This window comes from Streptomyces sp. NPDC056948, assembly GCF_042674225.1.
GTDB lineage: Bacteria > Actinomycetota > Actinomycetes > Streptomycetales > Streptomycetaceae > Streptomyces > Streptomyces purpurascens.
Genome location: NZ_JBHUQX010000159.1, coordinates 1 through 19,378, shown reverse-complemented (window position 1 = coordinate 19,378; position 19,378 = coordinate 1). Strand labels below are relative to the sequence as shown.

General features: G+C 70.6%; 19 protein-coding genes and 1 pseudogene. 11 read left to right on the top strand and 9 right to left on the bottom strand.

Translation table 11 applies throughout. The features are described 5' to 3' along the window. From ACFTZL_RS21405 to galU, 6 genes and pseudogenes are all read right to left on the bottom strand, one after another. Window positions 1-336, bottom strand: a pseudogene (locus ACFTZL_RS21405) (hypothetical protein); the annotation flags it as partial. A gap of 172 nt (window positions 337-508) precedes the next feature. Next, window positions 509-1,129 carry a GNAT family N-acetyltransferase gene (locus ACFTZL_RS21400; RefSeq protein ID WP_382585020.1) on the bottom strand — a complete coding sequence of 207 codons (621 nt, stop codon included), beginning with the start codon at window positions 1,127-1,129 and terminating at the stop codon, window positions 509-511. Window positions 1,130-1,152: 23 nt separating this feature from the next. Further along, entirely contained in the window at window positions 1,153-1,653 is a 501-nt protein-coding gene (locus tag ACFTZL_RS21395) for a molybdenum cofactor biosynthesis protein B (protein ID WP_382585014.1), read from the bottom strand. Next, window positions 1,650-2,144 carry a cyclic pyranopterin monophosphate synthase MoaC gene (moaC, locus tag ACFTZL_RS21390; protein ID WP_382585011.1) on the bottom strand — a complete coding sequence of 165 codons (495 nt, stop codon included), beginning with the start codon at window positions 2,142-2,144 and terminating at the stop codon, window positions 1,650-1,652. The genes ACFTZL_RS21395 and moaC overlap by 4 nt, the downstream gene beginning before the upstream one ends. A gap of 62 nt (window positions 2,145-2,206) precedes the next feature. Continuing rightward, the gene (glp, locus tag ACFTZL_RS21385; RefSeq protein WP_382585008.1) at window positions 2,207-3,544 is read right to left on the bottom strand and encodes a gephyrin-like molybdotransferase Glp; all 1,338 of its coding nucleotides are present in this window, start codon (window positions 3,542-3,544) and stop codon (window positions 2,207-2,209) included. Between the two features lie 4 nt (window positions 3,545-3,548). After that, complete coding sequence (galU, locus tag ACFTZL_RS21380) at window positions 3,549-4,451, bottom strand: UTP--glucose-1-phosphate uridylyltransferase GalU (protein WP_382585005.1); 903 nt, start codon at window positions 4,449-4,451, stop codon at window positions 3,549-3,551. Between the two features lie 93 nt (window positions 4,452-4,544). Between galU and ACFTZL_RS21375 the strand changes: the two genes are divergently transcribed. Beyond that, window positions 4,545-5,174 (top strand): 5-formyltetrahydrofolate cyclo-ligase, encoded by a 630-nt coding sequence (locus tag ACFTZL_RS21375; protein ID WP_382585002.1) that lies wholly within the window; start codon window positions 4,545-4,547, stop codon window positions 5,172-5,174. Between the two features lie 70 nt (window positions 5,175-5,244). On the opposite strand, the gene ACFTZL_RS21370 is transcribed toward ACFTZL_RS21375, so the two are convergent. After that, on the bottom strand, window positions 5,245-8,037 hold the full coding sequence (locus ACFTZL_RS21370) for a penicillin acylase family protein (protein ID WP_382584999.1): 2,793 nt from the start codon (window positions 8,035-8,037) through the stop codon (window positions 5,245-5,247). 238 nt (window positions 8,038-8,275) lie between these two features. Here ACFTZL_RS21370 and ACFTZL_RS21365 point away from each other — a divergent pair, with 238 nt between their 5' ends. The 6 genes from ACFTZL_RS21365 (at window position 8,276) to mscL (ending at window position 14,176) form a co-directional block, all read left to right on the top strand. Beyond that, on the top strand, window positions 8,276-9,805 hold the full coding sequence (locus tag ACFTZL_RS21365; RefSeq protein WP_382584996.1) for a potassium/proton antiporter: 1,530 nt from the start codon (window positions 8,276-8,278) through the stop codon (window positions 9,803-9,805). Between the two features lie 267 nt (window positions 9,806-10,072). Then, the gene (locus ACFTZL_RS21360) at window positions 10,073-11,365 is read left to right on the top strand and encodes an MFS transporter (protein ID WP_382584993.1); all 1,293 of its coding nucleotides are present in this window, start codon (window positions 10,073-10,075) and stop codon (window positions 11,363-11,365) included. Between the two features lie 67 nt (window positions 11,366-11,432). Further along, window positions 11,433-11,786 (top strand): FmdB family zinc ribbon protein, encoded by a 354-nt coding sequence (locus ACFTZL_RS21355; protein ID WP_382584990.1) that lies wholly within the window; start codon window positions 11,433-11,435, stop codon window positions 11,784-11,786. A 78-nt stretch (window positions 11,787-11,864) separates the two neighbouring features. Further along, entirely contained in the window at window positions 11,865-12,755 is an 891-nt protein-coding gene (locus tag ACFTZL_RS21350) for an S-methyl-5'-thioadenosine phosphorylase (protein ID WP_382584987.1), read from the top strand. A 299-nt stretch (window positions 12,756-13,054) separates the two neighbouring features. Continuing rightward, window positions 13,055-13,588 (top strand): hypothetical protein, encoded by a 534-nt coding sequence (locus ACFTZL_RS21345; protein WP_382585017.1) that lies wholly within the window; start codon window positions 13,055-13,057, stop codon window positions 13,586-13,588. A gap of 123 nt (window positions 13,589-13,711) precedes the next feature. Next, window positions 13,712-14,176 (top strand): large conductance mechanosensitive channel protein MscL, encoded by a 465-nt coding sequence (mscL, locus tag ACFTZL_RS21340; protein ID WP_382584984.1) that lies wholly within the window; start codon window positions 13,712-13,714, stop codon window positions 14,174-14,176. A 109-nt stretch (window positions 14,177-14,285) separates the two neighbouring features. Here the strand turns inward: mscL and ACFTZL_RS21335 are convergent, their stop codons facing one another. Beyond that, the gene (locus tag ACFTZL_RS21335; protein ID WP_382584981.1) at window positions 14,286-14,465 is read right to left on the bottom strand and encodes a hypothetical protein; all 180 of its coding nucleotides are present in this window, start codon (window positions 14,463-14,465) and stop codon (window positions 14,286-14,288) included. Window positions 14,466-14,521: 56 nt separating this feature from the next. On the opposite strand from ACFTZL_RS21335, the gene ACFTZL_RS21330 reads away from it, so the two are divergent. The 4 genes from ACFTZL_RS21330 (at window position 14,522) to ACFTZL_RS21315 (ending at window position 19,169) form a co-directional block, all read left to right on the top strand. Next, complete coding sequence (locus tag ACFTZL_RS21330; protein ID WP_382584978.1) at window positions 14,522-15,751, top strand: low temperature requirement protein A; 1,230 nt, start codon at window positions 14,522-14,524, stop codon at window positions 15,749-15,751. A gap of 68 nt (window positions 15,752-15,819) precedes the next feature. Continuing rightward, a complete protein-coding gene (locus ACFTZL_RS21325) occupies window positions 15,820-16,860 on the top strand; it encodes a P1 family peptidase (protein ID WP_382584976.1) in 1,041 nt (346 codons plus the stop codon). Between the two features lie 165 nt (window positions 16,861-17,025). Further along, window positions 17,026-18,243, top strand: coding sequence for an Ig-like domain-containing protein (locus ACFTZL_RS21320; RefSeq protein WP_382584973.1), 1,218 nt, complete (start codon window positions 17,026-17,028; stop codon window positions 18,241-18,243). 179 nt (window positions 18,244-18,422) lie between these two features. After that, on the top strand, window positions 18,423-19,169 hold the full coding sequence (locus tag ACFTZL_RS21315) for a DUF6227 family protein (protein ID WP_382584970.1): 747 nt from the start codon (window positions 18,423-18,425) through the stop codon (window positions 19,167-19,169). Between the two features lie 13 nt (window positions 19,170-19,182). On the opposite strand, the gene ACFTZL_RS21310 is transcribed toward ACFTZL_RS21315, so the two are convergent. Next, window positions 19,183-19,344 carry a hypothetical protein gene (locus ACFTZL_RS21310; RefSeq protein ID WP_382584967.1) on the bottom strand — a complete coding sequence of 54 codons (162 nt, stop codon included), beginning with the start codon at window positions 19,342-19,344 and terminating at the stop codon, window positions 19,183-19,185. Window positions 19,345-19,378 lie beyond the last annotated feature (34 nt).

Here is a 19,378-nt window from a genome sequence, read left to right as displayed (position 1 = left end):
GCCCGATCGGGCCGGCTGTTCCGGGGCGGGCGACGGTACGGGTGCCTGGGTCTGTGGACGCGTTTTGGACACGGCGAAGGCCCGGACGTCCACCGAGTCGGTGGCGGCGTCCAGGTCGTCGGCGCCCTGCTCCCCCTCCTCGGTGGAGCGCGCCTGCAGGTCCTTGGCGTACCGGCGCTCCATCCCCGCCCGGCCGGAAAGCAGCCGGATGGCGGTGCTGAAGCGTTCCGTCGGACGGGCCTCGTTCAGCTCGTCCTGCCTACGGAGCCACATCGGCACCAAGTAGGCGGCCCAGGCCCCGACAATGACTGCGTAGATGAGGCCGCTGCTGCTCACGTCTCACACCGTAGAGGGGTTTGCATGAGGCCATCTGCCAATTGAGCCGGTGTGTCGCACGATCTGGCTGATATTTCGAACTTTTTTTGTGACCGATGCGATCAGCAGACCGCCCAGGCCGGGAATTCATTGCCCTGAGACGGTCACAGGCCGATCATTTTCGAACACATATTCAATTTCCGGGGTGATGCCGGATTCCCGGATTACTCTGCGATCGTGCCCGGTGCCAGCGCCTCAGCAACCCGTCCGGCACCTCTTCCACGGTGAGGGCGAACACGAGGTGGTCGCGCCAGCCCCCGTCGATGTGGAGATAACGGGGCCTGAGCCCCTCCTCACGGAATCCGAGTTTCTCCACGACCCGGCGGCTGGGCCCGTTCTCGGGGCGAATGCAGACCTCGATGCGGTGCAGTCCGACGCTGCGGAAACAGTGGTCCACGACGAGCGCCACCGCCGTCGGCATCACCCCGCGCCCGGCCACCGACTCGTCCACCCAGTAACCGATGTGCCCCGAGCACATCGAGCCCCAGGTGATCCCGGCGACCGTCAACTGCCCCACCAGCCGCCCCTGGTACTCGATGACGAAGGGCAGCATCCGGCCCGCGTTCGCCTCCGACCTCAGGTGCCGCACCATCTGGCGGAAGGTCGGGCGGTGCGCGAGGGGCCCGCCGGGCGCGGGCGGCGGAATGGTCGCCTCCCAGGGGCGCAGCCAGTCGCGGTTGCGCCGGTTGACCTCGCGCCATGCCCGCTGGTCGCGCAGCTTTATCGGCCGGAGGACGATGTCGCCGTCCACCAGCTCGACGGGCCAGGATGCGCTGTTCAGCTCGCACCCCCGGTGCCGGGTCTGGGGTGGTCGCCGCCGCGGAGCTGCTCGACGGCGTGGACCAGCAGCGGCTCCAGGACGGCCAGTCCGTCCTTCACGCCTCCGCTGGAGCCGGGCAGATTGACGATCAGCGTTCCGCCGGCCACTCCGGCCAGGCCCCGGGAGAGCGCCGCGGTCGGCACCTTCTCCCGGCCGTACGCCCGGATGGCCTCGGCGATGCCCGGCACCTCGTGGTCGATCACCCGGCGTGTCGCCTCGGGGGTGCGGTCGGTGGGCGAGATGCCCGTGCCGCCGGTGGTGACGATGACGTCGTAGCCGGTTTCGACACCGGCGCGCAGAGCTGCCTCCACGGGATCACCGTCGGGGACGACCTGCGGGCCGTCGACCTCGAAGCCGAACCCCTTCAGACCGGCGGAGATCAGCGGACCGCCCTTGTCCTCGTAGATCCCGGCGGCGGCCCGGTTGGAGGCCGTGACGACCAAGGCGCGATACGTCATGACCGGCTCCAGTCGCCCGACTTACCGCCCGTCTTCTCTTCCACCCGTACGTCCGTGATGACCGCTCCCTTGTCGACCGCCTTGACCATGTCGATCACGGTGAGCGCGGCGACGGATACCGCGGTGAGGGCCTCCATCTCGACCCCCGTACGGTCCGTGGTCTTCACGGTGGCCAGGATCTCCACGGCGTCGTCCGCGACCGACAGGTCCAGTTTCACACCGGAGACCGCCAAGGGGTGGCAGAGCGGGATCAGGTCGGGGGTGCGTTTGGCGCCCATGATCCCGGCGATCCGCGCGGTCGCGAGGGCGTCGCCCTTGGGGACGCCCTCGCCGCGCAGCAGTTCGATCACGCGGGGCGATACGAGGACGCGTCCGCTGGCGCGGGCGGTGCGCGCGGTCACGTCCTTCTCCGACACGTCGACCATGCGGGCGGCGCCGGCGTCGTCGATGTGCGTCAGTCGGTCCTGCGTAGGGGGATCCTGCGTGCTCATGCTGTGTGGCGCTCCCGGTCCGGGCCTGCTGTGCGCGACACGGTACCCCCAACCAGCGGCTCTCAGCCGAGCAGGACCACCTCGACCTCGGCGTCGGGCTCGACGGACTCGGTGTCCTCGGGGACGACGATCAGCGCGTCCGCGTGGGCGAGGGCCGCGACCAGATGGGATCCGGCGCCGCCGACCGGGGTCGCCCGTCCGTCGGCGCAGGTGGCCCGCAGGAACTGGCGGCGGCCCTTCGGCGAGGTCAGCGCCTTGTCGGCGGCCAGGGTGGCCCGGGTCGTCGGCCGGTGGACGTCGCGCAGGCCCATGAGGGTGCGGATCGCGGGGCGGACGAACAGTTCGAAGGAGACGTACGACGACACCGGGTTGCCGGGCAGGGCCAGCAGCGGGGTGTGGTCGGGGCCGATGGAGCCGAAGCCCTGGGGCTTGCCGGGCTGCATGGCGAGCTTGCGGAACTCGATGCCGCTGCCCGCCTCGTCCTCGTCGCCCACGTGGGACAGGGCTTCCTTGACGACGTCGTACGCCCCGACGCTGACACCGCCCGTGGTGACCATCAGGTCGGCGCGGACCAGTTGGTCCTCGATGGTGGAGCGCAGGGTCTCGGCGTCGTCGGCGACGGCGCCCACGCGGTAGGCGATGGCGCCGGCGTCGCGGGCGGCGGCGGTGAGGGCGAAGCTGTTGGAGTCGTAGATCTGACCCGTGCGCAGTTTCTCGTCGGGCTGGACGAGTTCGCTGCCGGTGGAGAGCACCACCACGCGCGGGCGCGGGCGGACGCGTACGGTGCCGCGGCCGATCGCGGCGAGCAGGCCGATCTGGGGCGGGCCGAGGACGGTGCCGGCCCGCAGGGCGCGGTCGCCGGCCTTCACGTCGCTGCCCTGCGCGCGCACATGCGCGCGTGCCTCGGCCGGGCGGTACACCTGCACATGTCCGGAGGCGCCCTCGGGGCCGAGGCTGCGGGCGCGCATGCCGTGCACCGGGCCCTCGCCGAGCCCGCCGTCGGTCCACTCGACGGGCACGACGGCCTCGGCGCCGGGCGGCAGCGGGGCGCCGGTCATGATGCGGGCCGCCTGGCCGGGGCCCACGTGGAGCAGCTCGGCCTGGCCCGCCGCCACGTCCCCGACGACCTCCAGGGCCGCCGGGAACTTCTCGCTCACGCCCGCCACGTCCGCGACCCGTACCGCGTAGCCGTCCATGGAGCTGTTGTCGAACGGCGGCAGGGACACCGGCACCGTGATGTCCTCGACCAGGACGCAGCCCTGGGCGTCGAGCAGCTGCAGCTCGATGGGTTCCAGGGGGCGGACGGTGGTGAGGATGTCCTCCAGGTGCTCGTCCACCGACCAGAGGTGGTCGGGGCCCGAGTGGTCCTGGACCGGGGTGCGGGACGCGGCGCTGCTCAACGTGTTACATCTCCTCGGCTACGTAACTGCGAAGCCAGGTCCGGAAGTCCGGGCCCAGGTCTTCACGTTCGCATGCGAGTCGGACAATGGCACGCAGGTAGTCGCCGCGGTCGCCGGTGTCATAGCGTCGGCCCTTGAAGACGACGCCGTGCACCGGGCCGCCGATCTTCTCGTCGGCCGCGAGCTGCTGTAGGGCGTCCGTGAGCTGGATCTCGCCGCCGCGGCCCGGCTCGGTCCGGCGCAGTATGTCGAAGATGTGCGGGTCGAGGACGTACCGGCCGATGACCGCGTAGTTCGACGGGGCGTCGGACGGGTCGGGCTTCTCGACGAGGCCGCCGACCTTGACGACGTCACTGTCCTCGGTGGTCTCCACGGCCGCGCAGCCGTAGAGGTGGATCTGCTCGGGGGCGACCTCCATGAGCGCGATGACGCTGCCGCCGCGCTGCTCCTGGACCTCGACCATGCGCTGGAGCAGGGGGTCGCGGGGGTCGATGAGGTCGTCACCGAGGAGGACGGCGAAGGGCTCCTCGCCCACGTGCGGGGCGGCGCACAGGACGGCGTGGCCGAGGCCCTTGGGGTCGCCCTGGCGGACGTAGTGCATGGTCGCGAGGTCGCTGGACTCCTGGACCTTGGCGAGGCGGCCGGCGTCGCCCTTCTTCTGAAGCGCCGACTCCAGTTCGTAGTTGCGGTCGAAGTGGTCCTCGAGGGGGCGCTTGTTGCGGCCCGTCACCATGAGGACGTCGTCGAGACCCGCGCCGGCGGCCTCCTCGACCACGTACTGGATCGCCGGCTTGTCGACGACCGGCAGCATCTCCTTGGGAGTGGCTTTGGTGGCCGGAAGGAACCGGGTGCCGAGGCCTGCTGCGGGAATGACAGCCTTGCTGATCCGAGGGTGCGACTGAGTCATGTCCGCCACCATATCCGGTGCCTTTGGGCGGAATCTGCGGCTCCGGTTCATGGACGCTCATATGAGCGTATTAACACGGTACGGGAGCAACCATTGAGTCACATCGGGCGTCCGGGCGAGCCTGACAAGCGGAGTTTGCGGCGAGAGCTCCTCGCGGTGAGGAACAGGTTGACGGCAGATGACCTGCGGGAAACCTCGGCAGCACTGGCCGGGCGGGCGCTGGAACTGCCGGAGTTGGCGCGGGCCGGCACGGTCGCGGCGTACGTCTCCGTGGGGAGTGAACCGGGGACGCTCGCGCTCCTGGACACGCTGCGCGCCCGGGGCGTGCGCGTCCTTCTTCCGGCCCTGCTGGCCGACAACGACCTGGACTGGGGCGTCTACGAAGGCGAGGCCTCGCTCGCGCGTGTCCGGCACGGCGGCGGCAGGATGGAGCTCTTCGAGCCCTCCGGCGAGCGCCTCGGGCCGGACGCCGTGACCGCCGCCGACGCCGTGCTGCTGCCGGGGCTCGCGGTCGACACGCGCGGGATGCGGCTCGGGCGTGGCGGCGGCTCGTACGACCGTGTCCTGGCGCGGCTGGAGCGGGCGGGTGCCCGGCCTTCCCTGGTGGTGCTGTTGTACGACTCGGAGGTGATCGAGCACGTCCCGGAGGAGGCGCACGACCGGCCGGTGCACGCGGTGGTGACTCCCTCGGGGGTACAGCGGTTCAGCCGACCGGCCGACTGATACCGGCAAACGAGAAACGGCCCTCCACGCGTGCGTGGAGGGCCGTTTTCGTTGTGCGGGCGTCAGTGGCTCACGGCTTGAGCACCAGCTTGTCGGTCGCGCTGTCCTCGACCGCCTTGTCCGAGTAGGACCACGGCAGCAGTTCGCCGTCGGCCCACTTGTCCGTCTGGTCGACGTAGTGGGCGCTGTAGGCGTGCCCCGACGCGCCGGAGAGGTTGATCCACTTCGACTTGTCGAGGTCGCCGAGGTTCACGACCATCCGCATGGACGGCACCCAGACGACGCTGTAGCCGGCGGCGGCGTTCCAGCCGGTCGCGTTGACCGTCGCCTCGCCGCCCCCGAGCTCCCACGGGCCGCGGTTGAGGGCGAACTGGAGGAAACCGGGGCCCTCGGTGCCGAGGGTCTGGTTGTCCAGGAACAGCCGGTGCAGCCGGCCCCAGCTCCAGGTGTCGATGTCCTTGCCGAGCTTGGCGGTCAGCTCCCAGCGGGCGTCGATCATGGCCCGCCTGAACAGCTGGTCACGGTTGGCGGCCGGGGGACGGGTGCCCGCCTCGGGCGTCTTCCACCAGTCGCTCTTGGGCTGCTCCATCAGCTTGCGGACCACCTCGAACCAGCGGTCGCCGCCGTCGGGCTGCGCCTGGTCGGGGTCGCGCTGGCCGCACTCGCGGGTCTCCTCGGTCTCGTCGGCGGGCCCGGTGGTGTTGACCGGCTTGACCCACAGGCACTGGCCCTTGGGCCGCAGCTCCTTGGGCAGCTTGTTGCCGAAGGCGAGCTTGAGGATGTTGCGCCAGACCGCGTTGAAGTAGGCCGCGGCGGCCGAGTCGGCGTCCTGGGTGTAGTCCCAGCCCTCGAGGAGCTTCTGCGCCTCGCGGACGTCCTTGTTCTCGGGGTCGATCTTCAGCAGCGTGGGCACCAGCAGCCGGGCGATCTCGCTGCTGTTGTCGAGCTGCATCTGGCGCATGTCGTCCGTGGAGACCTTGCCGCCGTCCTTGATCTTCGACTGGATCAGGTCGCTGATCCGCTGGCTGCGCGTGCCGTAGCCCCAGTCCTTGGTGAGCGTGTAGGGGTACTTGTCCGGGTCGATCACGGCCTGGTTGGCGGTGACGATGTAGCCGCGCCCCGGGTTGTACTCGTACGGCAGCGCGTCCTGCTCGATGTAGCCGGTCCAGCGGTACTTGGGGTCCCAGCCGGGCGCGGGGATCGAGCCGTCGTCGCCCTCCGGACGTGTGGGGATCTTCCCCGGGAGGGTGTAGCCGATGTTGTCCTGGGTGTCCGCGTAGATCAGGTTCTGCGAGGGCACCTCGAACTGCGCGGCGGCCTTGCGGAAGTCGGTCCAGTTCTTCGCCTTGTCCATGGCGAAGACGGAGTCCATGGTGGTGCCCGGCTGCAGCGCGGTCCAGCGCAGCGCGACGCCGTAGCCGTCGCCTCTGTCGGGTGCGGCGGTGTTGACTCCGGCCTTCTTGCCGACCTTCACCAGCTCTTCGTCACGGTCCGACAGCAAGGGCCCGTTGTTGGTCTCGCGTACGACGATCTTCTTGGACTCGCCGCCGGCGACCTTGATGGTCTCCTCGCGCGTCTGGAACGGCTTGATCTTGCCGTCGTACTGGTAGCCGTTGCCGGTGATCTTCTCCAGGTAGAGGTCCGTGACGTCGACGCCGGAGTTGGTCATGCCCCAGGCGATGTCCTGGTTGTGACCGATTATCACGCCGGGCATACCCGCGAAGGTGTAGCCGGAGACGTCGTACTGGCACGCGCTGGAGACGCTGCGGCAGTGCAGGCCCATCTGGTACCAGACGGAGGGCAGCGAGGGCGAGAGGTGCGGGTCGTTGGCCAGCAGCGGCTTGCCGGTGATGGTGTGCTCCCCGGAGACGACCCAGGAGTTGGAGCCGATGCCGTCGCCGTTCACACCGACGGCCGGCGGGAGGTCGTCCAGGACCTTGGTGAGGCCGGTGAGCTGACTCTGGAGGCCCTGCGTGCCCGAGCCGGTGGAGCTGCCGGAGGCGGTGCCCCCGGTGCCTGTGGAGCCGCCGGTCCCGGTGGAGCCACCTGTGCCTGTGGAGCCGCCGCTCGTGCCGCCCTGTTCGAACGTGCCCGACAGCTCGTTGTACTGGCCCTCCTGGACGATCGCCTTGTTGCGGCCGGACGGGTACTCCGGGTACAGGTCGGCGATCTGCTTCGGGCCGAGGCGGCTGGTCAGCAGGGCGCGGTCGGTCTCGTCCTGCATGTTGCCGCGCAGGTCCCAGGCCATCGCCTTCAGCCAGGAGACCGAGTCGACCGGGTTCCAGCTCTGCGGCTTGTAGTCGTTGGTGAAGCCGAGCGCCGCGTACTCCAGGGAGATGTCCTTGCCGTCCTTGCCCTGGAGGTAGGAATTGACCCCCTTGGAGTACGCCTGGAGGTACTTCTTCGTGGAGGCCGACAGCTTGGTGTCGTACTCCTTCTTGGCGACCCGGTCCCAGCCGAGCGTGCGCAGGAACTCGTCGTTGTCGACCTGGCTCTTGCCGAACATCTCCGACAGCCGCCCGGAGGCCATGTGGCGGCGTACGTCCATCTCGTAGAACCGGTCCTGCGCCTGGACGTAGCCCTGCGCCATGAACAGGTCCGCGTCGGAGGAGGCATAGATCTGCGGGATGCCGTTGTTGTCCCGTTTGACCTCGACCGGTCCCGAGAGGCCCTTGAGTGTGAGGGTGCCCTTGGTCTGCGGGAAGGAAGCCCGGACGGTGCTGACGGACCAGTACCCCCCGAAGGCCACGCCCCCGATGAGGGCCAGCACCAGGACGATCAGGACCAGTCGGGCTTTGCGCCCCTTTCTCCTGCCGGACTTGCCGGGCTGCTGACCCGTGGAGGCGGTGGTGTTGGGGGGCATCGCTGTCCTTGCTGTCCTAACGCGAGCGGCAGGTTCGGCTGTGCTTTTAACTGAGCGCTGGAGCAACGATAGGCGCAGGGCCTTGCGCCCCTTGACGCGGAGTCGGGAACCGGCACGGACGAACGTTCGATCTTGCCCTCGGAAGCGTCAAGAAATCGTCAAGAGTTAGGTAAGGTAACGAAGTAGTTGGCGCGGTGCGCCACAGCGTCATGTGCGATGTACGTGAGCCCACGCGCGGGTGCGTGCGGGCCAGGGAAGGATTCGGCCGCTGACTGTTCACCACCTCAACCAGCTCTTGCTCGTCTGCTCGCTCGTCCTGCTCGTCGCCGTCGCAGCGGTACGGATCTCCTCGCGCAGCGGGCTCCCCAGCCTGCTCGTTTACCTGGGCATAGGCGTCGCCATGGGCCAGGACGGCGTGGGCGACATCCACTTCGACAACGCCGAACTGACCCAGGTCATCGGATACGCGGCCCTGGTCGTGATCCTGGCCGAGGGCGGTCTGGGCACGAAGTGGAAGGAGATCAAGCCGGCCCTGCCGGCCGCCACGGCACTGGCGCTGGCCGGTGTCGCGGTGAGCGTCGGGGTCACGGCGTCGGCCGCGCACTACCTGATCGGTCTCGAGTGGCGGCAGGCGCTCATCATCGGGGCGGTCGTCTCCTCGACCGACGCGGCGGCCGTCTTCTCCGTGCTGCGCAAACTGCCCCTCCCCGCGCGCGTGACGGGCACGCTGGAGGCGGAGTCCGGATTCAACGACGCCCCCGTGGTCATCCTCGTGGTCTCCCTGTCCACGGCGGGCCCGGTCGAGCACTGGTACGTCCTGCTGGGCGTGATCCTGCTGGAGCTGGCCATCGGCGCGGCCATCGGGCTCGCGGTGGGCTGGCTGGGCTCCTGGGGGCTGCGGCATGTGGCCCTGCCCGCCTCCGGCCTCTACCCGATCGCCGTCATGGCGATCGCCACGGTGGCCTACGCGGCGGGTGCGCTGGCCCATGGCAGCGGGTTCCTCGCGGTGTACCTCGCCGCGATGGTGATGGGCAACGCGCGGCTGCCGCACTGGCCGGCCACGCGCGGCTTCGCCGACGGGCTCGGCTGGATGGCCCAGATCGGCATGTTCGTCCTGCTCGGCCTGCTGGTCACGCCGCACGAGCTGGGCGACGACATCGTGCCCGCCCTCGCCATCGGACTGGTGCTGACCATGGTGGCGCGTCCGCTGAGCGTGGTGTTCTGCCTGACGCCCTTCCGGGTGCCGTGGCGTGAGCAGGCCCTGATGTCCTGGGCGGGACTGCGCGGGGCCGTGCCCATCATCCTGGCGACCATCCCCATGGTGGAAGGCGTCGACGCCAGCCGCCGGATCTTCAACATCGTCTTCGTCCTGGTCGTCGTCTACACCCTGGTCCAGGGTCCGACGCTGCCGTGGCTGGGCCGCAAGCTGCACCTGGGCGACGGTTCGGAGGCCGCCGACCTGGGCATCGAGTCGGCCCCGCTGGAGCGGCTGCGCGGGCATCTGCTGTCGGTGGCGATCCCCGAGGGGTCGAAGATGCACGGCGTGGAGGTGGGCGAGCTGCGGCTGCCGCCCGGCGCCGCCGTGACGCTCGTCGTGCGCGCGAACGAATCGTTCGTTCCGCTCCCCACGACGGTGCTGCAACGCGGGGACGAGCTGCTCGTCGTGGCCACGGACCCGGTCCGGGACGCGACGGAGAAGCGGCTGCGGGCCGTGGGCCACGGCGGCAAGCTGGCCGGGTGGCTGGGGACGGACGGGGCGAGTCGTTAAGGGCCGGTTCGTGCCGGTTCGTATTTGCAAGGCGGGCGGACTCTTGGTGCTCGCTTTCACAGGCGCGCACCCCCTTGATCCCTGTACGATGAAGGCGTACCCAGATCGAATCAACTCTGTCTGACGCAGAGCTGGCGCGGCCGTATGGCGGTCGGGACATCCCTCCTCACCGGGCCCCGGCATCTACCGCAGTTCCGCGCAAGAGGACAGCTCTCGGCTCCGCCCGCTGACCGGGCCGTGCTACCAGGCGGCAGAAAGGCACGGGCCGTGGCGTCCACGGTCACCTCGAAGAAGTCGAAGAACTCGACGGCTTCCGCCCGCCCGGGATACGGCCGGCTGCTGCGCACCCGCGGCGCCTGGACGTTCCTGCTCCCCGGTTTCGCGGCACGCCAGCCGTTCGCGATGCTGACGATCTCCATCGTGCTGCTGGTGCAGCACACCACCGGCTCCTACGGAGCGGCGGGCGCCGCCGCGGCGGTCACCGGTGTCTCCATGGCCCTGTTCGCGCCCTACAGCGGCCGCCTCGCCGACCGCTACGGGCAGCGTGCCGTGCTGATCCCCGGGGTGCTGCTGCACGCGGTCTCCGGTCTGACGCTGACGGCGCTCGCGCTGCTGGACGCCCCGTTGTGGGCGGTGTTCGTGGCGGCCGTCCCGACCGGCGCCTCGGTGCCGCAGGTCGGTCCCATGGTGCGGGCCCGCTGGGGCGTGAAGCTCAAGGACTCGCCCCTGATGACCACCGCGGCGGCCTTCGAGTCCGTCACGGACGAACTGACCTTCGTCGTCGGACCGCTGCTGGCCACCGCCCTGTGCACGGCGATCGACCCGGCCGCCGGGCTGGTCACCGAGGCCTCGCTGACGCTGATCGGCGGTCTGCTGTTCGCCGCGCAGAAGAGCACCCAGCCCTCCGTCGAAGGCGGCGGGCACGCGCGCGTGGAGCACGTTTCCGCGCTGCGCGTCCCCGGTGTGCGCGTGCTGATGGTGACCTTCCTGGGCATCGGTGCCGTCTTCGGCGGCATGCAGGTCTCCCTGGCCGCGTTCACCGAGTCGATCGGCGAACCGGGCCTGAACGGCGTCCTCTACGGCGTCTTCGCCGCGGGCAACATGCTCTCCGGCGTCGTCTGTGGCGCGATCGCCTGGAAGGCGGCCCCGCAGCGGCGCCTGGTCATCGGCTACACGGCCCTGGCGCTCACCGCGTCGGGACTGTGGGCCGCCCACTCGGTGCCGGTCCTGGCCGGTCTCGGCCTGCTGGTCGGCATGTGCATCGCGCCCGCCCTGATCACCGGTTACACCCTGGTCGACGGCCTGGTCCCGGCCGGTGCCCGCACCGAGGCCTTCACCTGGCTGACCGGCGCGGTGGCACTCGGCCAGGCGGCGGCCGTAACCGTCGCCGGGCAACTGGAGGACCGCCTCTGGGGCGGTGCCGGTTTCCTGGTGCCCATGGGCGGCACCGTGCTCGCCCTGGCGACCCTGCTGGCCCTGCGTTCCCGCCTGGCTGGGCGCCCCCACGGGCGGACGGTCGCACGTGGCGTGGGTCACCGCGTGCCGGTGGCGGTGGACTGAGCGGCTGGAATACGTCACTATGGACCGTCGTTAGCACTCATCGAGTGAGAGTGCCAGGAGGAAGACAGTGCCGACCTACCAGTACCAGTGCACCGAGTGTGGCGAGGGCCTCGAGGCGGTGCAGAAGTTCACCGACGACGCCCTCACCGAGTGCCCGAACTGCGAGGGCCGCCTGAAGAAGGTGTTCTCGGCGGTCGGCATCGTCTTCAAGGGCTCCGGCTTCTACCGGAACGACAGCCGCGGCTCCTCGTCGAGCAGCTCCCCGGCGAAGTCGTCGAGCTCCTCGTCGTCCTCCGACTCCGGTTCGGGCTCTGGCTCGAGTTCCGGTTCGGGCTCTTCCTCGAGCTCGTCTTCGAGTTCGTCCTCGAGCTCTTCGTCGGGCACGGGAAGCTCCACCAGCAGCAGCACGACCGCCGCGTAAGACCTGATTTTTCCGGGACCCTGTCGCCCTTCGGGCGACGGGGTCCTCGGCGTTTCCGCGTGCGGTTAGGGTGCGGACATGGCGAACAAGGCGAACGAGGCGGGCTCGGCGGACAACGTGGCGGGCCCGGCGGACAGGGCGGGCGCCGGGATCGGCGTCATCGGCGGCTCCGGGTTCTACTCCTTCCTCGACGACGTGACCGAGGTACAGGTCGACACCCCGTACGGGCCGCCCAGCGACTCCCTCTTCCTCGGTGACGTGGCCGGCCGGCGGGTCGCCTTCCTGCCGAGGCACGGGCGGGGCCACCACCTGCCGCCGCACCGGATCAACTACCGGGCCAATCTGTGGGCCCTGCGGTCGGTAGGCGTGCGCCAGGTGCTCGCCCCGTGCGCCGTGGGCGGCCTGCGTCCCGAGTACGGGCCGGGCACGCTGCTGGTGCCGGACCAACTGGTCGACCGCACGAAGTCCCGCGCGAACACGTACTTCGACGGAGAGCCGCTGCCCGACGGGTCGGTGCCGAACGTGGTGCACGTGTCGCTGGCCGACCCCTACTGCTCCGCCGGGCGGGCCGTCGCGCTGAAGGCGGCGCGCGGCCGGGACTGGGAGCCGGTGGACGGCGGCACGCTGGTCGTGGTCGAGGGGCCGCGCTTCTCGACCCGTGCCGAATCGTTGTGGCACCAGGCGCAGGGCTGGTCGGTGGTGGGGATGACCGGGCATCCCGAGGCGGCACTCGCCCGTGAGCTGGAGCTCTGCTACACGTCCCTGACCCTGGTCACCGACCTCGACGCGGGTGCCGAGAGCGGGGAGGGCGTCTCGCACGACGAGGTGCTGCGGGTGTTCGCGGCGAACGTGGGGCGGTTGCGGGGGGTGCTGTTCGACGCGGTGGCCGGGCTGCCGGGGGAGGACGAGCGGGACTGTCTGTGCGGCGGGGCGTTGGGTGGGATGGATCCGGGGTTCGCGCTGCCGTAGTCGGCAGGACGCGCTTCTTTCTCGGCGTGGGGAGGCGGATTTCCTGGCGCGGGGAGGCGGATTTCTTGGCATGAGGCTGCGGATTCCTTGGCATGGGCGGCGGAACTTGCCGTTCGGGTGAGGGAGTTGTCCACAGGTCGGGGTAGGTCCACAGGCCTCAGCGGGCGGCGGCGGGAAGCCTCATCGTGGGGATCGCAAGCCGGTCCTCGTCGCAGGTGGTGGTTCCCGTGTCCCTCGCTCCCCTCACGTCTTCCCTCTTCGGCGGCTCACCCGTCGCCGCCCTCCCGCCCGGCCCCGAGGTGCCCGCGACGCGGGAGGTGCCGCGCTTCGATCCCGTGCGGGTGCGCGGGGGCCGGTACCGGTCGGGCCGGCTCGGGCGGCACCGGCGGCGGGCCCTGGCCGTCGGGCTCGCGGTCACCGCGACCGCGCTGGTGGCGGCCGGACCGCGTGACGGTGACGGAGCCCGTGGTCAGCCCCGGGCTCAGTCTCCCGCGCACACGGCCTCGGTGTCCGGGGAGAGGTCCGCGCGGACGCGCGGTGCCGCGGGGGCGGTGACGGCGGGGGCGGTGACGGCCCCGATCCGGATCGCCGACGCGGCGACGGTACGGCTGCTGCGGCCGGGCGACCGGGTCGACGTCATCGCCGCCGAGGGGACGGTGCCGGGCGGCGACGCCCGTGTGGTCGCGCGCGAGGCCAGGGTGACGAAGGTGCCGGAGCCCCTGGAGGGCGCGAACGAGGGCGGGGCGCTGGTCGTGCTCTCGGTCCCCCGTGCCACCGCCGCCCGGCTCGCCGGGGCGAGCGCCACGGCGCGGTTGGCGGTGACGCTGTGGTGATGCTGTGCACGATCTCGTCAAGGCCCACGTTCGAGGGACCCAGGTGCTCGGTTCGGCCCAAGCGTGACGTAGGTTGCGGAGCGTTTTGTTCCATAAGCTGCTCGTGCGAGGAAAGGCCCCGAGGTGAGCGAGAAGAAGGAACCGAGCCTCTGGGAGGGCTTCAAGGCCTTCCTGATGCGCGGGAACGTCGTCGATCTGGCCGTGGCGGTGGTGATCGGCGCCGCGTTCACGAACATCGTCAACGCCGTGGTGAAGGGGATCGTCAACCCGGTCGTCGGGGCCATCGGGACCAAGAACCTCGACCACTACAGCTCCTGCCTGAGCACGACGTGCGAGGGCGAGCAGGGCATCCAGATCCTGTGGGGTTCCGTTCTCGGCGCCGCCATGAGCTTCGTGATCACCGCGGCGGTCGTCTACTTCCTGATGGTCCTGCCCATGGCGAAGTACCTGGCCCGGCAGGAGGCCCGCCGCAAGGCGAAGGAGGGCACTCAGGAGGTCCTCGAGGTGACCGAGCTGGAGGTGCTGAAGGAGATCCGGGACGCGCTGGTCGCACAGCGTGGTGCGGGGCCCGACCAGCAGGAGCGGTAGCGCCAAGGGCGGCGCGGAGGGGGTGGGGCGGCCTTGCCCGGGGAGGGTGGGGTCGCCTGGCCGGGATGTGGCGGGGCCACCTTGCCGAGAAGTGGCGAAGCCGCCTGGCTCAGAAGTGGTGGGGCGGCTTCTCGTCGAGGAAGCGCTTGAGGTCGGCCGCGCCGCCGCCCGAGTCGGTGCGCTCGCCCCAGCCGCGGTCGGTGTCGTCGGAGGACTGCTGGTCGAGCGGGTCGTCGAAGACCAGCGCGGGCTTCGGCGCGCGCGGCTCGGGATCGGGGGCGCTACTCATGCGTCCAGGGTACGGTCGCGGAGAAAATCCCCGCGCCTTCTGTTGTGCTGGGAATCATGACGTCCAGCCCCACTCCCCCGCCCGTCCCCGCCGGCCCGCCCGGCGACCGGGGACCGCTGCGCAGGCTCAGGGCCCGCGGACGCGACGAGGCGCACCGGACGGCCTCGGCGCTGGAACTCTTCTTCGACCTGTGCTTCGTCGTGGCCGTCGCCCAGGCGGGCATCCAGCTCGTGCACTCCGTCGCCGAGGGCCATGCGGGCGAGGGGATCCTCGACTACGCGATGGTCTTCTTCGCCGTGTGGTGGGCGTGGATGAACTTCTCGTGGTTCGCGTCGGCGTACGACAACGACGACGTGCTGTACCGGGTCGTCACGCTGGTGCAGATCGCGGGTGTGCTGGTCCTCGCGGCGGGGGTCTCGCAGGCGTTCGAGGAGCACGACTTCCTCGTGGTCTGGCTGGGCTACGTGATCATGCGGCTGGCCCTGGCGACGCAGTGGCTGCGGGCGGCCCGTGCCGCCGAGGGCCCGGAGCGGACGACGGCCCTGCGCTACGCCGGCGGGGTGCTGCTGTGCCAGGTCGGCTGGCTGGGTCTGGTGCTCCTGCCCGAGGGCGCCCGGCCCTGGTGGTTCCTGGTGATGGCGCTGCTGGAGATGTGCGTGCCGCTCGTCGCGGAGAGGGGCCACCCCACGTCCTGGCATCCCCGCCATATCGCGGAGCGCTACGGACTGTTCACCATCATCGTGCTGGGCGAGACGATCGCCGCGGCCACGATCGCCGTGAAGTCCGGTATCGACGAGAACGACGCGCTGGGCGAGCTCCTCCCCATCGCGTCGGGCGGGCTGCTGATCATCTTCGCCGCGTGGTGGATCTACTTCGTGGTGCCCATCCACGGCCATCTGCGGTCCAACCGGCAGGCGTTCCTGTGGGGCTACGGCCACTACGTGGTCTTCGCCTCGGCGGCCGCGATCGGGGCCGGACTGGAGGTGGCGGTGGAGCAATCGGTCGGCAAGGCGCACATCTCCACGCTGGCGGCGTCGGCCGCCGTCACCCTGCCGACCGCCCTGTATCTGCTGACCGTGTGGGCCCTGCACTCGCGTCACTTCAAGGCGGGCATCACCCAGCAGCTTGTGCTGCCGACGACGGCACTGCTGGTGATCTGCTGCACGTTCCTGGGTGACTGGGCGGTGCTCGCGGCGGGCGTGGTCTGCGCGCTGTCGGTGGTGGCGGGAGAGACGCTGGCCGCACGCCCGGCGAGGGACCACGTCTCGTCGAGCCTGACCGGCTGACCACGCCGGCCGGCCCAGCGGCGCCCGGTACGCCCACGACGGCCTGCCGCTGGACAACACTGGGCGCCATGACAGTTGACGCTCTGGTGGACGCTCTGACGGATGTCTCCGGCCTGCGCGTGGGGCACGCGACCCGCGCCGGCGACGGTTGGCTCACCGGCACCACGGTCGTGCTCGCCCCGGAGGGCGGGGCCGTGGCCGCCGTGGATGTGCGGGGCGGTGGCCCCGGGACCAAGGAGACGGACGCGCTCGACCCGCGCAACGTGGTGCGGAAGGTCGAGGCGATCGTGCTGACCGGCGGCAGCGCCTACGGGCTGGACGCGGCGTCGGGGGTGATGGCCTGGCTGGAGGAACGGGGGCGCGGGATCCGGGTCGGGGCGGACCCGGCGCATGTCGTGCCGGTGGTGCCCGCCGCCTGTGTCTTCGATCTGGGGCGGGGCGGCGACTTCCGGGCCCGGCCGGACGCGGCCACCGGCCGTGCCGCGGTCGAGGCGGCAGCGGCGAGTGAGCTCGGCGCGCGGGTGGCCCAGGGCTGCGTGGGCGCCGGCACGGGGGCGGTGACCGGGGTGGTGAAGGGCGGCATCGGCAGCGCGAGCACGGTGCTCGGCTCGGGTGTCACGGTGGCCGCGCTGGTGGTGGCCAACGCGGCGGGTTCGACGGTGGATCCGGAAACGGGGGTGCTGTACGGGGAGTTGTTCCAGGGGCGGGTGGAGTACCCGGAGGCGGAGGTCCACGCGGCCGCGCGGCGGCGCCTCGCCGAGACGGCAGCGAGGAGCGCGCCCCCGCCGCTCAACACCACGCTCGCGGTGGTCGCCACGGACGCGGAGCTGTCGAAGGCCCAGGCGCAGAAGCTGGCCGGCACGGCTCACGACGGCATCGCCCGCGCGGTGCGGCCGGTGCACCTCCTCAACGACGGGGACACGGTGTTCGCGCTGGCGACGGGAGACCGTGCCCTGGACGCCGCGAACCCGCTCGCCCTCAACGAGGTCCTCGCGGCGGGCGCCGATGTGGTGACCCGCGCGATCGTACGGGCGGTGCGCGCCGCCGAGTCGGTCGACGGTCCTGGCGGGGCGTGGCCGTCGTACGGGGAGTTGTACGCGGGCCGCTGAGCGGGCGGGCACGCACAGCGGCTCCACAGCGATGCCGGACATTGTCGCGGCCATGTAACGGTGATGTCGTTCCTGGCGGTCGGACGCAACCCGAACGGCCGCCCGGTCCCTCTTCCTTCACGTACTGGAGCGGATCACTCACATCACACGAACTGGGAGCAGCCCGTGACAACGCCGGACATTGCTGCGCGGCGCACACTGGGGGCCTGTGCCGCCCTGATGGTCGGCGCCCTGACGCTCACCGCCTGTGGTGGCAGCGCCAACGCCGAGGACGACGCCAAGGGCGGCAAGGGCACGGGCAATACGTCCGTCGCGAAGATCGCCATCTCGGCGAAGGACGGCTCGACGGGCGCGTCCATCAACTCGACCGGCGTGAAGGTCAGCGACGGGAAGCTGACCGACGTGAAGATGACGGTGTCGGGCGGCGGTCAGGCCGTGCCGGGCTCGATCTCCTCCGACGGCAAGGCGTGGAAGCCGAAGGAGCAGCTGGAGCGCGGGACGAAGTACCAGATATCGGCGACCGCGAAGGACACGGACGGCCGGACGGCCGCGGCCAACTCCATCTTCACGACGGTGTCGTCGTCGAACAGCTTCATCGGGACGTACACGCCGGACAACGGCACCACGGTCGGCGCGGGCATGCCGGTGTCGTTCACCTTCGACAAGGCCATCACCGAGCGGAAGGCCGTGCAGTCGCGCATCACGGTCACCTCCAGCAGCGGGCAGAAGGTGGTCGGGCACTGGTTCAACGGGCAGCGGCTCGACTTCCGGCCCGAGGAGTACTGGAAGGCCGGCTCCAAGGTGACGATGAAGATCGACCTGGACGGGGTCGAGGGCGCGAACGGTGTCTACGGCGTGCAGAAGAAGACGGTCACCTTCACCGTCGGGCGCTCGCAGGTCTCCACGGTCGACGTCAACACGCAGACCATGACGGTCGTCCGGGACGGCAAGACCATCAAGACGATCCCGATCTCGGCGGGCAGCCCGGAGCACACCACGTACAACGGGCAGATGGTGATCTCGGAGAAGTTCACGCAGACCCGGATGAACAGCCGGACGGTCGGTCTCGGCGGGGAGTACGACATCCCGGACGTGCCGCACGCGATGCGCCTGACGACGTCCGGCACCTTCATCCACGGCAACTACTGGTACAACAAGGGCAATCCGCCCTTCGGAAGCCAGGGCACCAGCCACGGCTGCGTCGGCCTCGCGGACGTCCAGGGCGCCGGGGGCAGCACGCCCGCCAAGTGGTTCTACGACAACTCGCTCATCGGCGACGTGGTGATCGTGAAGAACTCCCCCGACAAGACGGTGTCGCCGGACAACGGGCTCAACGGCTGGAACATGCCATGGAGCCAGTGGGTCGCGGACAGCGCGTCATGAGCGAGTGAACATCCGCCCCAACTGGGGTTTTTGACGGACCGACCGGGCCGCGCGGGAACTTTTCGCGCGGCCCGCGCGTTTTCCCGGACGTACGTTTTCTCGGTTCCCGGACATGATGTCCGACCGAGGGGCTACGGTATGCACCCACAAGGTGACATGCAGCAACGCCGGGAGAAACCTTGAGCGTTCCGTACGAGACGGCAGCGTACGAACCCCACGACTCGCCCGAGTCTCCGGAGGAGCACCTCGCGCGACTCCTCGGCCGCGCCCTGAACTCCTTCGAGCTACCGGACGAGACGATAAGGCGGCTGGACTGCGCCCTGGCCCACGACGGTTCGCTGCACTCCGCGCACCACAGCGCGGGCCTGCACCGGGAGACGTACCGGCACACGTGGCTGCTCGCCGACGGTTCGGCGCTCACCCTCTGGGAACTCGTCCACAACACGGCACCGGGCAGCGAACCGCAGCACGAGGTCTATGTGGACGAGGAGGAGCTGCGGGCCGCGACCGGGCGTCTGCCGCTGCCGCCGGACACACCCGACTTCGAACTGCCGGTGACGGTGCAACTGTCACCGGTCCCCGCGCCCCGGCACGCCTACGCCGCCGACGACTCGGCGGACCACGCGCGCCGTTTACTGCGCCGGGCGGAGAACCCGGACCGGCCGGGAGCGGACACGGCGGCCCTGCTGGCCACGGCGTCCGGCCACCGGATCACCCAGGCCTTCGGCCGCCCCTGCCGCGCCGGGCGGGCGGGGCTGTGCTTCTCGCTCTACGAGCACGCGTTCCTGCTGCGTGACGGCGAGGAGCTCTCCCTCTGGGAGGTCGAGCACACGGCGACGCCGGACGGGCGGCACATGTGCGAGGTGTACGTCAGCGAGGACGCGGCGCGTGAGGCGATGGAGCGGCGGGCGGCGCAGCTTTCCTAGACGCCCCGGTCACCTAGACGCCCCGGTCTCCGCCCAACTGGCGCACCAGCTCGGTGAAAGCGTCTCTCTCCTCCGTGGTCAGCTCCACGGACTCCGACCGGGGGCCTGTCTGCCGCTGTTGCGGGAGAGCGGGGAGGGAGTGGCCGTCGGGCCACCCGGAGACGTGCTCAGGCATGCGCTCCAGTAGACACCACGGCCCGGGACTTCGG

Coding starts and splice junctions, on each gene's coding strand:
- moaC (WP_382585011.1), bottom strand. CDS start 2,144: ATGAGCACGCAGGATCCCCCTACGCAGGACCGACTGACGCACATCGAC.
- ACFTZL_RS21395 (WP_382585014.1), bottom strand. CDS start 1,653: ATGACGTATCGCGCCTTGGTCGTCACGGCCTCCAACCGGGCCGCCGCC.
- ACFTZL_RS21310 (WP_382584967.1), bottom strand. CDS start 19,344: ATGCCTGAGCACGTCTCCGGGTGGCCCGACGGCCACTCCCTCCCCGCT.
- galU (WP_382585005.1), bottom strand. CDS start 4,451: ATGACTCAGTCGCACCCTCGGATCAGCAAGGCTGTCATTCCCGCAGCA.
- ACFTZL_RS21335 (WP_382584981.1), bottom strand. CDS start 14,465: ATGAGTAGCGCCCCCGATCCCGAGCCGCGCGCGCCGAAGCCCGCGCTG.
- ACFTZL_RS21370 (WP_382584999.1), bottom strand. CDS start 8,037: ATGCCCCCCAACACCACCGCCTCCACGGGTCAGCAGCCCGGCAAGTCC.
- ACFTZL_RS21350 (WP_382584987.1), top strand. CDS start 11,865: ATGGCGAACAAGGCGAACGAGGCGGGCTCGGCGGACAACGTGGCGGGC.
- ACFTZL_RS21330 (WP_382584978.1), top strand. CDS start 14,522: ATGACGTCCAGCCCCACTCCCCCGCCCGTCCCCGCCGGCCCGCCCGGC.
- ACFTZL_RS21325 (WP_382584976.1), top strand. CDS start 15,820: ATGACAGTTGACGCTCTGGTGGACGCTCTGACGGATGTCTCCGGCCTG.